Source organism: Pseudomonas sp. NPDC089406 (assembly GCF_044900265.1).
Classification (GTDB): domain Bacteria; phylum Pseudomonadota; class Gammaproteobacteria; order Pseudomonadales; family Pseudomonadaceae; genus Aquipseudomonas; species Aquipseudomonas fakonensis.
In genome coordinates this window covers 78361-92360 of the sequence record NZ_JBJDNC010000019.1, presented here as the reverse complement: position 1 = coordinate 92360, position 14000 = coordinate 78361, and the positions used below count along the sequence as shown (strand labels likewise).

Sequence of the window (14000 nt, the reverse complement as noted above, 5' to 3'; positions counted from 1 at the left end):
TTTCGCGACACAAGGCCGCTCCTACAAGGGCCGTGCAGGCCCTCATGTTTGCGTTATAATCCCGCCCCTTTAGCCGCCATCCGCCCGCATGGTCCGGTGGCGCACTCCTATCGATTTGAGAGGCTAGACCCTTGGCACTGACGATTCTTGGCCTGTCCGGCGCCCTTAGTCATGACCCTTCCGCGGCCCTGTACATCGACGGCAAGCTGATTGCCGCCGCCGAAGAAGAGCGCTTCGTGCGTGACAAGCATGCGAAGAACCGCATGCCCTACGAGTCGGCGAAGTTCTGCCTGGAGCAGGCTGGCATCAAGCCGTCGGATGTCGATGTGGTGGCCATTCCGTTCGCCCCCATCAGCCTGTTCGGCAAGGCCCGCTGGCACTACGCCAAGCGCTACTGGTACGCCCCGGACCGCGCCCTCGATGCGCTGCTGATGGGCAACCGCCGCTACAAGCGCTACCGCAAGAAGATCGTCTGGTGCCTGGAGCAACTGGGCTTCGACCCGAAGAAGATCAAGATCGAACCGGTCGAGCACCACCTGGCCCACGCCTCCAGCGCCTACCACTGCTCGGGCTTCAAAGAGAAAACCGCGATCCTGGGCATCGACGGTAAAGGCGAGTACGCCACGACTTTCTTCGGGTATGGCGAGAACGGCAAGATCCACAAGATCAAGGAATTCTTCGACCCGGACTCGCTGGGCGGCCTGTACGGCGCGATCACCGAGTTCCTCGGCTTCGAGATGCTCGATGGCGAGTTCAAGGTCATGGGCATGGCGCCGTACGGCGATGCCAGCAAGTACGATTTCTCGCGCCTGGCCAGCTTCGAAAACGGCGAGCTGGTGATCAACACCGAGTACGCCAACGTCATCGGCCTGCGCCGCTATAAAGAGCAGGGCAAAGGCTTCTATTTCTCGCCCAAGCTGATCGAGTGGCTGGGCCCGAAACGCGAAGGCGACATCGCCGACGAGCCGTACATCCACTACGCAGCCAGCATGCAGGCGCTGTTCGAGAAGCTCGCCCTGCAGATGATCGACCATTACCTGGGCGACACGCTGAAAGAGACCGGCAAGCTGGCCTTTGCCGGTGGCTGCGCGCTGAACGTCAAGCTGAACCAGAAGATCATCGCCCGCGACGACGTCAAAGAGCTGTTCGTCCAGCCGGCTTCCGGCGATGCCGGTACCGCGGTTGGCGCTGCGGCCTACGTGTCCCACGCCCGTGGCGTGCCGGTCGAGAAGATGGAGCACGTCTACCTCGGCCCTGCATACTCCAACGAGGACGTGATCGCCGCCTGCGCCCGTCACCCGAGCCAGCCTGTCTGGCGCAAGCTCGACAACATGCCCGAGCAGATCGCCAAGATCATGGTCGACGGCAACCCGGTGGCCTGGTTCCAGGGCCGCATGGAGTTCGGCCCGCGCGCCCTGGGCGGTCGTTCGATCATCGGTTGCCCAAGCGTCGAGGGCGTGGCTGACCGCATCAACCACCAGATCAAGTTCCGCGAGCGCTGGAGACCTTTCTGCCCGTCGATGCTCGACACCGTGGCGCCGCAGATGATCAAGATCGACCACCCGGCACCCTTCATGACCTTCACCTTCGAAGTGGCTGAAGAGTGGAAGACCCGCGTACCGGAAGTGGTGCACGAGGACGGTACCTCCCGCGCCCAGGTGCTCAAGCGCGAGTACAACCCGCGCTACTACGACATGATGAAGGCACTGGAAGTGCTCACCGGCAACGGTGTGTCGCTGAACACCTCGCTCAACCGCCGTGGCGAGCCGATGATCTGCTCGCCGACCGATGCGCTGAACATGTTCTTCGGCTCGGACCTGCAGTACCTGATCATGGAAGACATCCTGGTGGTGAAGGACGGCGCTGCGCCTTATGACCAGCCGCTCTGAGCCGCGTATCCTGCAGTTCTGCCATGGCTACGACGGGCCATTTCTCGATTGCGCCCGTCAGTACGCCAGCCTGTTCCAGGGCAGCGGCTACAAGGTCACCACCGTGTTCCTCACCGGGGCAGCCGACGCGCAGGTCGCGGCCGGCTGCGCCTCGGACGAGGTGCTGTTCATGGAGTTCAGCTCGGCCGCCGTGCGCGGCCTGAAGCTGGGCGCCATCCGTGCGCTGCGCAAAATCGCCGCGCAGCGTGATTTCAGCTTTTGCATCGCCCACCGTTTCAAGCCCATCTACGTCGCCCTGCTGGGCACCGGCCTGCCGGTGATCGGCGTGCACCATGCGTTCAGCGACTACCAGCGCAAGGGGCGGCGCCTGTTCGCCAACCTGTTCCGCCAGCGCCTGAGCCTGCTGGGTGTGTCGGATGCGGTGCGCGACGACATGCGCCGTTGCCTGCCGCAGTGGCCGGCCGAACGCATCCAGACCCTGTACAACCGCATCGATGTCGAGGCGCTGCAGGCTAATCTCGTGCCCCGCGACGAGGCGCGTCGCGTGTTGGGGCTGGGTAACGATGCCTGGGTGGTCGGCAATGTCGGCCGTCTGCACCCGGACAAGGACCAGGCCACCCTGCTGCGCGGCTTTGCCCAGGCGTTGCCGGGCTTGCCGTCCGGCGCCCGCCTGGCAATCCTCGGCAAGGGCCGGCTGGAGGGCAAGCTCAAGGCGCTGGCCAGCGAGCTGGGCATCGAAGGCCAGGTGGACTTCCTCGGCCAGGTGCCGGATGCCCGCCGTTACTTCCAGGCGTTCGACGTGTTTGCCCTGAGCTCCGACCACGAGCCGTTCGGCATGGTGCTGCTGGAGGCCATGGTCGCCGGTGTACCGCTGCTGGCAACCGCCTGTGGCGGCGCCCGTGAAGTGGTCGAAGGGGTTGGTGTGCTGTTCCCGCTGGGGGACGCCGGGCAGTTGGCCCAGGGCCTGCAACACATGGCCGGGCTCGATGCCGGCCAGCGCGCCGCCTGCGCGCAGCACATGCTGCAGCGCCTGGGCGAGCGCTTCAGCGACCAGGCAGTACGTGACACCTTCTGGCAATTGCCCCAAGTACGCGCGCTGGTCGCGGAGGCCTGATGCTCAACCATATCCAGGCCTGGCGCGAACGCGGCTGGGAGGTTATCGATGCGGCGGCCTACGGCCAGGCGTGGCAGCAATTCGGTGGCAGTGTCGCCACCCATCCGCTGGTGGTCGAGCAACTGGCTGATCTTGCGCAGATTCCGGTGCGCTACCTGGGCTGGCTGCAGGGCGGTGAATTGAAGGCGGCGGTACCGGCCTGGGGGCGCCACCTGGCGCTGTCCAAGGAGGTGCTCAAGCGCCAGGGCAAGAAGGGCCTGTTCGACCTGGGCAATGCCGAGATCATCCTGCCGGCCGCAGCCGATGCGCAGGCCCCGCTGCGCCATACCGGGGGCTACCTGTCGGAGCTCAACCAGGGCCGTTTCACCGGCCTCAAGGCCCAGCCGGTGCAGTTGGCCATGGCCCGCCCGCACGAAGACCTTTCAAAGAAGTTTCGCTACAACCAGCGCCGCGAACTGCGCCTGCTGGAAGAGGCGGGCGGGGTGGTACGGCCGATCGGTGAATTCACCCCGGCGCAGATTGCCGCGATGTACTGCGACCTGTTCCAGCGCCGCTGGGGCTTCCCGGCAGTGGGTGCCGAGCGCCTGGCCGAGGTGCTCGAGCGTATCGGCCACTTGCTGATCGGCTCGGTGCTGTTGCTCGACGGCGCGCCGATCGCGATTCAGCTGGTGTATCGTGTCGAGGCGCCGGGCTGGGTCAGCGTCGAGTACGTAAACGGCGGTGTCGACCCCGAAACCCGGGCCTTCAGCCCCGGTAGCGTATTGAGCTTCCTCAACACCCAGGCCGCCTGGGATGATGCGCGAGCCCTGGGCAAACCGCTGCGGTTCTCCTTCGGCCGGGCCGACCGGGAGTACAAGGACCGCTGGTGCACCCCCGTCAACGTCTACCAGGTCTGAACATGAGCGCTCGCAAGCAGCAACTGCTCAAACGCCACCGCAAGCGCAAGCGCGTCACCCTGCTGGTGGTGTTGCTGGTACTGCTGGCCACCGCGGTATGGGCCTGGTGGCTGCCGCCATTGTTGGCCGTGCTGGCCTGGGCGGCCCATGAAGCCTGGTTTTCCGACCACTTGTTCTATGTGCCGGGCAGCGACTACGAGTACGACCTTGAGGCCAGCGAGCGCCATCGGCTGAGCATTCAGGACGGGCGCCTGGCGCTGCCGGGTGGCTGCGTGCTGGAGGGGCGCGAGACCCTGCTGCTTCAGGTAACCCTGCGCGCCAGTTGGTTGGGCCGCCTGTTCGACCCGGCGGTGCGTATAGAGGGCGGCCTCAGTGATTGCCAGGCCTTCGAGCGTGGCGTGCGCGGGGTGCGTTACCTCAACCTGACCGGCCAGGCCGAGGCGCTGGCTGCTGGGCAGTTGCAATTGGTCGGACGGCATTGCCGCATGGCGTCCGAGGTGGAACTGCTGGTGGTGCGCCACCCCGACTATCTGGCCGGGCCGATGATGGTCATCGCGCCCCACGCCGACGATGCCGAACTGGCGGCCTTCGCCGCCTATGCCCAGGCCGACAGCAGCTGGATCGTGACCCTGACCGCCGGCGAAATCGAAAACGAATACTACCGCAAGGCATTTTCCCTGGATGTGGTCGAAGCTGCCCGCCTGAAAGGCGAACTGCGCAGCTGGGACAGCGTCGCGGTGCCGCGCTGGGCCGGCGTGCCGGCTGCGCAATGCGTGCAGCTGGGGTACTTCTGCATGCAACTGCCGGCGATGCAGGCCGAGCCGCAGGCGCCGATCGCCTCACGCGAGGCCGACCTTGCCGATACCCGGCCGTTTCGCCGTTTCAACGAAACCACCCTGCAAAGCGACGCCGACGGCCAGCCGACCTGGGCCAACCTGGTGCAGGACTTGCGCGAGCTGATCGAGCGCGCCCGCCCGGCCACTATTGTGATGCCGCACCCGGCCCTGGACCCGCACCCGGACCACGTGTGCGCCCATGACGCCGTGCAGCAGGCCCTGGCAGGCGTGCAATGGCGCCCCGAGGCGTTGTTGTTCTATGCCAATCACCTGCACGACAACGACCGCTGGCCGATGGGCGATGCCGGTACTGGCGTACCCCTGCCGCCGTTCTTCGATGCCGGGCAGCCGCTGCGCCCCTGGGTGTTGGGCGTATCCCCGCAAATGCAGCGGCAAAAGGCCACTGCCTTGGGTATGATGCACGACCTGCAGCCCGCCGCGCCGCTCAAGCGCCGCCTGCGCCGGCTGCTGCAACGCTGTCTGGCTGCCCGTCGCTGGCCGGCATTCGGTGAAAATGAATTCTTCCGCAAGGCAGTGCGGCGGCACGAGCTGTTCTGGGTCGGCACGCCGAACGACGAGAGAGAGCCCCGGTGAAAGTCCTGTTTCTGGTCCAGAAAGAGCAACGCGCGATCCTCGACCGTCTTTACGAAGGTATCGCGGCCGATTGCGAGTGCGATATCCGCTGGCTGAGCGATGCCGAGCAGGACGACCTGCGCGGTTATTTCCGCCAGCATGTGCAGGCCGAACAGTACGACCGCATCCTGTTCTTCCTGCGCTTCAAGAAGGAAATTCGCCAGGTGCGGTTTATCCGCACCATCCCCAACCTGGTGATCCTCGAGCACGACGCCTACCAGAACTACATCCCGTGCAAATATACCGGCAAGTTCAGCGCCTATTACCACCGGCTGCCGTGGGCGCGGGTCATCACCTCGGGCGCGGTGGTCACCCGCCGCCTGCGTGACGAGGGGTTCGATGCGGTGTTCGTGCCCAAGGGCTACGACCAGGCACTGCTGCGCTACGAAAGCCGTGAGCGCGACATCGAGCTAGCCTTCGTCGGTAGCCTGCGCAGCGTGGCGTACTCCGGGCGCAAGGCGATGCTCGAGTCGATCGCCGCCGTTGAAAACCTGCTGATCACCCGCACCAAGTCCGGCGACGAATACAGCCAGACCTTGAGCCGCATTCGCTACTTCGTCAGTGCCGACGTGGGCATGGGCGAGTACATGATCAAGAACTTCGAAGCCATGGCCTGTGGTTGCGTGCTGTTCGCCTTCGACCAGGGCGAGGAAGAGAACCAGGCGCTGGGCTTCGTCGACATGCACAATATCGTGCTCTACCGTGATGTGGCGCAGTTGCGCGAAAAGCTCGCGCTGCTGCGCGCCGACCCGGCGCTGGCCGAGCGCATTTCGCACAACGGCCGGCAATTGGCCGAACAGCGCTATACCTTCCACGCCCTCGGGCAGGCGATCGTCGAGGCCATGCGCGCACCGCTGCGCAAGGCCCAGGCGCCGGGCCTGCTGGATCGGTTGCTGCTGGCCGTCGGCTTCACGCGTTGAGCCCCAAACCCCATCGAGGAAGCTATGGTCTTCAGTGAAAACAGCGAGATCACACTGGTAGTGACCAGCTGTGGTCGATTCGAGCTGCTCAAGCGCACGCTCGAGAGCTTCGATCGTTACAACACCGCACCGATCCGTGAGGTGTTCATCACCGAAGACTCCGGTGACGAGGCGGTGCGCGAGTGCATCCCTGCGCACTGGCGCGAGCACACCACCTTCATTGTCAACAACCCCAAGCTTGGGCAGTTGCGCTCGGTGGACGCCGCCTATGCGCAAATCAAGACGTTCTGGGTGTTCCACTGCGAAGACGACTGGGCCTTCTACCGCCCGGGCTTCGTCGAACAATCCCAGGCCCTGCTGGAGGCCGACCCCCAGGCCCTGCAGGTATGGCTGCGCAGCTTCAACCACGACCTGCAGGTGCACAGCCCCTATGTGTTCCTGGAGGAGCGCCAGGTGCACGAGGGTATCGCCTTTTACAAGCTGGGCTCGCACAAGGCTGAGTGGCAGGGGTTCTCGTTCAACCCGGGCCTGCGCCGGCTGGCCGACTACCAGGCGCACGCCCCCTACGCCTCGCACTCCGGTGAAAAGAGCCTGTCGCGGCTGTACGCCGAAAAAAACCGTTATGCGCTGATTCTGGAAAGCGACGCGGTGCTGCACACAGGTTTTGGCGAGCACGTGGAAATGCCGGAAGAGAAAATCAAGAAGGCACGACGTAAACGCATGGATCGCATCCGTCTGCTGGGTGTGCTGGTCATTGGACTTTTGCTTGGATGGGTATTGAAGGATGTTTGAAAGGATTGGCAACGACAACAGCAGGAGCAGGGTGTACTTCAGTGCAGCACTGGTAGTCTTCCTGCTGAGCTATGTGCTGATGGCCTCGGCAAAATGGACCAACAATATCTTTTATGCGTTCATCGCCCTGCCGGGGCTGGTGTGGTTGATAAAGGAGCGTGGTGCGGGCCTGCTGGGTGACAAGCTCGCTATGGCCTGGCTGGCGTTCCTGCTGTGGTTCCTGGTGCCTGCGGCAGTGGCGGGTGATGGCCAGTTCTACAAGCACATCCTGTATGTGGCGTTGTTCGTGTTCATTCTGGCCGCGCTGGTCAAGCAGGACTTCTTGCGCTCAGAGGCCTTTGCCCGCGGGCAGTTCTGGGTGTTGTGCCTGTACATTTTCGGCTTTGCCGCCTATGCCTATCAGGCCGGGATTTTCAGTTTCGGCTCACGTGTGGCGCTGCTTCCGGCACGTCTGGAAAACGTGATCTACACCAGTATCTGGCTGTTGTGCGCCCTGGCATTGGCCATGCCGGTCTGGCTGCGTGGCAAGCGTTGGCTGGAGGCGTTCGCCGCTGTGGTGCTGTCGTTGGTGGCGGTCGGTTTCGTGCTGCAGACCCGTACTGCCCTGGTTGGGGCTGCATTTCTCTTTGCCGCCTGGGCGTGCTGGGGGCTGTGGCGTTTCCCGAAACAGGCCGGGCTTGGCCTGCTGCTGTGCGCCGTGGGCGGCGGTGTAACCCTTTGGCTGGTGAAGGACGCAGCCTGGTTCCATTCGCTGTTTGCGCGGGGTGACTCGTTCCGTGGCGAGCTGTTCCGGGTGATGGTCGGCGAGTGGCAAAACTGTGGCTGGGCCTTGGGTTGCGGCGTTGAGTTCCACACCGACAAACTGCTCAGCGGTACCATGCCGATCCAGCACCCGCACAACATCTTCGTGGCCCTGGGCCTTTACACCGGCGGTGTGTCGCTGTTGCTGTTCCTGGTCATCGTGGTCATGACCCTGATCCAGGCCGTCCGCTTGCGCGACCCTTGGGGCATGTTCCTGGCGTGCTCACTGGTGATGCTCAACTTCGACGGCAGCAAGCTGGTGGGCAACCCGGACGAGCTGTGGCCGCTGGTGCTGATGCCGGCTGCGCTGGTGATGGGGCGCGCGTTGCAGCATAAGCGCCGTTCCAGCTTGTAATTGCGTTAAAGCGTCGCTTGGAAGCGGGCTTGCCCCGCGATGTGCACGGCCCGGCTATGGTGTTGCGGGGCCGGCCGCCATCGCGGGGCAAGCCCGCTTTTGCGTTGCGTTGCGTTCAGGCCAGGGCGCTGGCCAGGTCTTGCGGGCCGCAGACCTGCTGACTGGCCAGGTAGGCTTCGACGAAGCTGCCGTCGGCCAGCAGCCACTGGCGGTCCTGGGCGTAGCGCAGCATGTGGCGGAAGTTGCGCAGGCGTTGCGACCTGCGCAGCGATGCCCGGCCAATACGCATATCGGCGACGTCGATCAGGCCCAGGGCGCCCTCGGGGGTCAGCACCACGTTGCCCATGTGCGCCGAGCGGAAGTACACGCCGGTATCGTGCAGGTGGGCGATGAAACGCCCCAGTTGCGCGCGCAGTCCTGCGGGCTGGTCGGGCTGCTCCAGCACCTGGCGCAGGGTATCGCCGGGCAGCGGGTCGTAGTGCACGGCGTCGCGGGCGATCTCGGCGATGCGGTACACCGCCAGCACCTGTGGGCAGGGGATGGCACGTTCGGCCAGGGCCTGGCAGTTGTCGGCGAAACGCTTGGCGTAGGGGTACCAGGCCGCCGAGCTGATCAGGCGTTTGCGGCGGAACAGCTTGAACATCGAGCCATCGCGCAGGCGCAGCACCTTGTCGCCGGTGCCGTCGGCTTCCAGCACGTGGGCACCCTCGCGCAGGGCGAGGTAGCGGGCGTGGTCAAGAGCTTGCATCAAGCCTCCGGGGCAGGGGTTGCGGACAGCCGCCTATGTTACCCGCTGCGGGCGGTGCGAAACACCGCGTGTGGTATAATCCCGACTCTTTTTGACCCGACGGATTGTCATGACTGTCCCTGAATCGTCCGCCCCTGCCAGCCTGAAGATCTATTTCCGCCTGCTGGGCTACGTCAAACCCTATGTCGGCATCTTCCTGCTGAGCATCGTCGGCTTCGTGATCTTCGCCTCCACCCAGCCGATGCTGGCGGGGATCCTCAAGTATTTCGTCGATGGCCTGAGCAACCCGCAGGCAGTGCTGTTCCCCAACGTTCCCTACCTGCGCGACCTGCAACTGCTGCAGGCGGTGCCGCTGCTGATCATCCTGATCGCGGCCTGGCAGGGGCTAGGCTCGTTCCTGGGTAACTACTACCTGTCCAAGGTTTCGCTGTGCCTGGTGCACGACCTGCGGGTGGAGCTGTTCAACAAGCTGCTGGTCCTGCCCAACCGTTACTTCGACAGCAACAACTCCGGGCACCTGATCTCGCGCATCACCTTCAACGTGACCATGGTCACCGGCGCCGCCACCGACGCCATCAAGGTGGTGATTCGTGAAGGCCTGACCGTGGTGTTCCTTTTTGCCTACCTGCTGTGGATGAACTGGAAGCTCACCCTGGTGATGGTGGCGATCCTGCCGCTGATCGCGGTGATGGTGAGCACTGCCAGCAAGAAATTCCGCAAGCAGAGCAAGAAGATCCAGGTGGCCATGGGTGATGTCACCCACGTGGCCTCGGAAACTATCCAGGGCTACCGCGTGGTGCGCAGCTTCGGTGGCGAAAGCTACGAGCAACGCCGCTTCAACGCCGCCAGCCAGAGCAACACCGACAAGCAGCTGCGCATGACCAAGACCGGCGCGCTGTACACCCCGCTGCTGCAACTGGTGATCTACAGCGCCATGGCGGCGCTGATGTTCCTGGTGCTGTTCCTGCGTGGCGAGGCATCGGCGGGCGACCTGGTGGCCTACATCACCGCCGCCGGCCTGCTGCCCAAGCCGATCCGCCAGCTGTCGGAAGTCAGCTCGACCATTCAGAAGGGCCTGGCCGGCGCCGAGAGCATCTTCGAGCAGCTGGACGAGAAGAACGAGGAAGATACCGGTACGGTGGAAAAGGCGCGGGTAGAAGGGCGCCTGGAAGTGCGCAACCTCAGCTTCACCTACCCCGGCAGCGAGCGCGAAGTGCTCAGCGACATCAGCTTCGTCGCCGAGCCCGGGCAGATGATCGCGCTGGTGGGCCGTTCGGGCAGCGGCAAGTCGACCCTGGCCGGGCTGATTCCGCGTTTCTACCACCACAGCAAGGGCGAAATTTTGCTGGATGGCGTGGAGATCGAGCAGTATCGCCTGCGCAACCTGCGCCAACATGTGGCTCAGGTGACCCAGCACGTGACCCTGTTCAACGACACCGTGGCCAACAACATCGCCTACGGCGACCTGGCCGGCGCACCGCGCGAAGCCATCGAGGCCGCTGCCGCCGATGCTTACGCCAAGGAGTTCGTCGACCAGCTGCCGCATGGTTTCGATACCGAGGTCGGCGAAAACGGCGTGCTGCTCTCCGGTGGCCAGCGCCAGCGCCTGGCAATTGCCCGGGCACTGCTGAAGAACGCGCCGCTGCTGATTCTTGACGAGGCCACCTCGGCGCTGGACACCGAGTCCGAGCGGCATATCCAGGCGGCACTCGACCACGTGATGGAGGGCCGTACCACCCTGGTGATCGCCCACCGCCTGTCGACCATCGAGAAGGCCGACCAGATCCTGGTCATGGACCAGGGCCGCCTGGTGGAGCGCGGCACCCACGCCGAACTGCTCGCCGCCAACGGCCACTACGCCCGCCTGCATGCCATGGGCCTGGATGAGCCGGCCAAGGCCAACATCACCTGAACCCCGCCACGGCGGGGCCTCGACGGCCTCGCCGCTCAATCGATAAAGTCTGGCCACAGTTGGCATTAAAGCCCTCCGTGGCCCTGTGCTAATATCCTGCCCCTGTTCACTTTTCCAATTCAGGTTGCCCATGAAGTTGTCCATGCCGCGTTTCGATCAAGCTCCGGTACTGGTGGTCGGCGATGTCATGCTCGACCGCTACTGGCATGGCGGTACTTCACGTATTTCGCCCGAGGCCCCGGTGCCGGTGGTCAAGGTCGACCAGATCGAGGACCGCCCAGGTGGCGCGGCCAACGTCGCGCTCAACATCGCTGCATTGGGCGCGCCAGCCGCGCTGGTCGGTGTCACCGGCCAGGACGAGGCTGCCGACAGCCTGGCCAACAGCCTGCAGGCCGCTGGCGTGCGTTCGATCTTCCAGCGCATCGCCCACCAGCCGACCATCGTCAAGTTGCGGGTCATGAGCCGCCACCAGCAACTGCTGCGCATCGACTTCGAAGAGCCTTTCGCTACCGACCCGCTGTCGCTGGGCGCGGAGGTCGACGGCCTGCTCGAAGGGGTCAAGGTGCTGGTGCTGTCCGACTACGGCAAGGGCGCGTTGAAGAACCACCAGTCGTTGATCGAAGCGGCACGCGCCAAGGGCATTCCGGTGCTGGCCGACCCCAAGGGCAAGGATTTCTCCATCTACCGTGGCGCCAGCCTGATCACCCCGAACCTCAGCGAGTTCGAGACCATCGTCGGCCGCTGCGCGGACGAGGCCGAGCTGGTGGCCAAGGGCCTCAAGCTGCTCGAAGAGCTCGACCTGGGTGCCTTGCTGGTGACCCGCGGCGAGCACGGCATGACCTTGCTGCGCAGCGGCCACCCGGCGTTCCACCTGCCGGCCCGGGCCCGCGAAGTGTTCGATGTCACCGGTGCCGGCGATACGGTCATTTCCACCCTGGCCGCCGCCATCGCCGCCGGTGAAGACCTGCCCCACGCCGTGGCCCTGGCCAACCTGGCCGCCGGCATCGTGGTCGGCAAGCTGGGTACCGCAGCCATCAGCGCCCCGGAGCTGCGCCGCGCCATCCAGCGCGAAGAGGGTTCCGAGCGCGGCGTGCTGGGCCTGGAGCAACTGCTGCTGGCCATCGACGATGCCCGCGCCCATAACGAGAAGATCGTCTTCACCAATGGCTGCTTCGACATCCTGCATGCCGGCCACGTGACTTATCTGGAGCAGGCCCGTGCCCAAGGCGACCGCCTGATCGTCGCGATCAACGACGACGCCTCGGTCAGCCGCCTGAAAGGGCCGGGCCGGCCGATCAACAGCGTTGACCGGCGCATGGCTGTGCTGGCGGGCCTGGGGGCGGTGGACTGGGTCATCAGCTTCCCTGAAGACACCCCCGAGAACCTGCTGCGCCAGGTCAAGCCGGATGTGCTGGTGAAGGGCGGTGACTACGGCATCGACCAGGTGGTTGGCGCCGATATCGTCAAGGCTTACGGCGGCACTGTGAAGGTGCTGGGGCTGGTGGAAAACAGCTCGACCACGGCGATCGTCGAGAAGATCCGCAAGCACTGAGTGCGGCCCATCGCGGGGCAAGCCCGCTCCCACGTAATACATCGTGGGAGCGGGCTTGCCCCGCGATCATTTGTGCAGCGCGACGCGGTGCCTGGCACCGGCTGCGCCGGTGTTCGCGGCTAAAGCCGCTCCCACAGGGATTGCACTAGCTTCAGGCCAGTGCCGTACCTGTAGGAGCCGGCTTGCCGGCGATGAGGCCGGTTCAGGCAGCACAAGACAGTTGCTCCCACAGGTGTCGCGGGCGTGCTTGCGGCCGCAGTTCCATGCGCGACAGCGCAGTCTACGAGGCTGGGTGGGCTCTCATAGAACTCACATAACTCATTGATTTAGCAGGGGCCTGTGGGAGCGGGCTTGTCGGGGTGCCGAACCACCGCGAAGCAGGCGACGCGGTGTCTGGCACCGGCTTCGCCGGTGTTCGCGGGCAAGCCCGCTCCCACAGGGATCGCGCCAGATTTTAGAAATTGAGCAAGACAGTTGCTCCCACAGGGATTACAAAAGCTTCAGACCAGTGCCGTACCTGTAGGAGCCGGCTTGCCGGCGATGCTTTTGATGGCGGAGCTACTTGTGCAGGGCCCGCTCCAGCAACGCCTTGGCCTTGTCACTGAAGCGTTGCAAGTGCCCCACCGGCTCGCGTTTCTCCTGCACCAGCCCCTGCTGCTTCAGCCAGTCCTTCCAGCGCACCCGCTCTTCACGCACCACCCAGCCGTCCTGGCGGGCGAAGCTTTCGGCCAGCCATAGCCCGCGGGTGCTCGCCGGCAGCAGCTGGTCCTTCTTCAGGGTGTACAGCTCGGCCAGCGGCTGGCCGTCCTGCAACGGCATCAGGTACAGGTCGGGGCGCTTGCGGTCCAGGCGGGCCACCAGTTGCCCGCTTTCAAGCCGCTCATCGACATGGAACAGGCTCAGGGGCTTGGCCTCCCGCGGTACCTGCAGGCGCAGGTCGTAGATCAGTTGCAGCGACGCAGTCGGCAGGTGCACGTAAGCGCGCGGGCGCTCCATCAGCATCAGGTTGGCGCAGTGCACCGGGCGCGCGGCGCCCGATTGCGGCGTCAGCACGAAGGGCGGGGTTTCGCGGTAGTGCAGGGCGGCGGCGTAGGGCGTCGGCAGCCAGGTGTCGTTGAAGCGCCCGCCCAGCCAGCCCTCGGGGGTTTCCAGCAGGCACTCCTCGGCCACCTCCTGAATGGCGGTGAGCAGCGGCAGGTTCAGCTCGTGGGCCGGCACGTAGCCGGAGATCAGTTTGAGCACCACATCGCCACGGTCCTGCCGGCGCTGGCGCACCAGTACCCAGTAGTCGCGGCCCTGCCAGGTGAGGGTGAGGCGCACCGACACCCCCAGGTTGGCCAGCTCGACCACGAAACGCTGGGTGTCCGGCAGCTGGATGGCCTTGCGCCGTTGCAGGGTCTGGGCGAAGTTCTGCGGCACGCCGATGCTCTGGTAGCTGAGGCCATCGGCGCTGGCCTCGACGTGCAGGGGCAGGGTCTTGAAGTTGCTCGGGTTCTTGCGGATCAGCGTACGCGGCACGAGGCTCCTCCTTGCGTTGGGCCCCCGCCCGGGC

11 protein-coding genes are annotated in these 14000 nt (G+C 65.0%); 9 read left to right on the top strand and 2 right to left on the bottom strand.

Annotation, left to right across the window (positions count from 1 at the left end):
• The first annotated feature begins 131 nt into the window (after positions 1-131).
• Genes ACI2KK_RS15240 through ACI2KK_RS15210 form a run of 7 tightly spaced genes read left to right on the top strand, consistent with a single transcriptional unit; the run spans position 132 to position 8236 of the window.
• Positions 132-1889 carry a carbamoyltransferase gene (locus ACI2KK_RS15240; protein ID WP_404669514.1) on the top strand — a complete coding sequence of 586 codons (1758 nt, stop codon included), beginning with the start codon at positions 132-134 and terminating at the stop codon, positions 1887-1889.
• Positions 1873-3003 (top strand): glycosyltransferase, encoded by a 1131-nt coding sequence (locus tag ACI2KK_RS15235; RefSeq protein ID WP_404669513.1) that lies wholly within the window; start codon positions 1873-1875, stop codon positions 3001-3003. The genes ACI2KK_RS15240 and ACI2KK_RS15235 overlap by 17 nt, the downstream gene beginning before the upstream one ends.
• A complete protein-coding gene (locus tag ACI2KK_RS15230; RefSeq protein WP_404669512.1) occupies positions 3003-3899 on the top strand; it encodes an antimicrobial resistance protein Mig-14 in 897 nt (298 codons plus the stop codon). The genes ACI2KK_RS15235 and ACI2KK_RS15230 overlap by 1 nt, the downstream gene beginning before the upstream one ends.
• A gap of 2 nt (positions 3900-3901) precedes the next feature.
• The gene (locus ACI2KK_RS15225) at positions 3902-5329 is read left to right on the top strand and encodes a PIG-L deacetylase family protein (RefSeq protein WP_404669511.1); all 1428 of its coding nucleotides are present in this window, start codon (positions 3902-3904) and stop codon (positions 5327-5329) included.
• Positions 5326-6288 (top strand): glycosyltransferase, encoded by a 963-nt coding sequence (locus ACI2KK_RS15220; RefSeq protein ID WP_404669510.1) that lies wholly within the window; start codon positions 5326-5328, stop codon positions 6286-6288. Before ACI2KK_RS15225 ends, ACI2KK_RS15220 begins: the two co-directional genes overlap by 4 nt.
• Before the next feature lie 24 nt (positions 6289-6312).
• Positions 6313-7080 (top strand): glycosyltransferase family 2 protein, encoded by a 768-nt coding sequence (locus ACI2KK_RS15215; RefSeq protein WP_404669509.1) that lies wholly within the window; start codon positions 6313-6315, stop codon positions 7078-7080.
• Positions 7073-8236 (top strand): O-antigen ligase domain-containing protein, encoded by a 1164-nt coding sequence (locus ACI2KK_RS15210; RefSeq protein ID WP_404669508.1) that lies wholly within the window; start codon positions 7073-7075, stop codon positions 8234-8236. Before ACI2KK_RS15215 ends, ACI2KK_RS15210 begins: the two co-directional genes overlap by 8 nt.
• Before the next feature lie 115 nt (positions 8237-8351).
• Here ACI2KK_RS15210 and ACI2KK_RS15205 read toward each other — a convergent pair whose 3' ends face one another.
• Positions 8352-8984, bottom strand: coding sequence for a phosphotransferase (locus ACI2KK_RS15205; RefSeq protein WP_404669507.1), 633 nt, complete (start codon positions 8982-8984; stop codon positions 8352-8354).
• Positions 8985-9093: 109 nt separating this feature from the next.
• Here ACI2KK_RS15205 and msbA point away from each other — a divergent pair, with 109 nt between their 5' ends.
• Both msbA and hldE read left to right on the top strand, forming a co-directional pair.
• Complete coding sequence (gene msbA / locus ACI2KK_RS15200) at positions 9094-10896, top strand: lipid A export permease/ATP-binding protein MsbA (protein WP_404669506.1); 1803 nt, start codon at positions 9094-9096, stop codon at positions 10894-10896.
• 130 nt (positions 10897-11026) lie between these two features.
• Complete coding sequence (gene hldE / locus ACI2KK_RS15195) at positions 11027-12448, top strand: bifunctional D-glycero-beta-D-manno-heptose-7-phosphate kinase/D-glycero-beta-D-manno-heptose 1-phosphate adenylyltransferase HldE (RefSeq protein ID WP_217840598.1); 1422 nt, start codon at positions 11027-11029, stop codon at positions 12446-12448.
• Between the two features lie 558 nt (positions 12449-13006).
• On the opposite strand, the gene ACI2KK_RS15190 is transcribed toward hldE, so the two are convergent.
• Positions 13007-13966 (bottom strand): metal ABC transporter ATPase, encoded by a 960-nt coding sequence (locus ACI2KK_RS15190; RefSeq protein ID WP_404669505.1) that lies wholly within the window; start codon positions 13964-13966, stop codon positions 13007-13009.
• Positions 13967-14000: the final 34 nt, after the last annotated feature.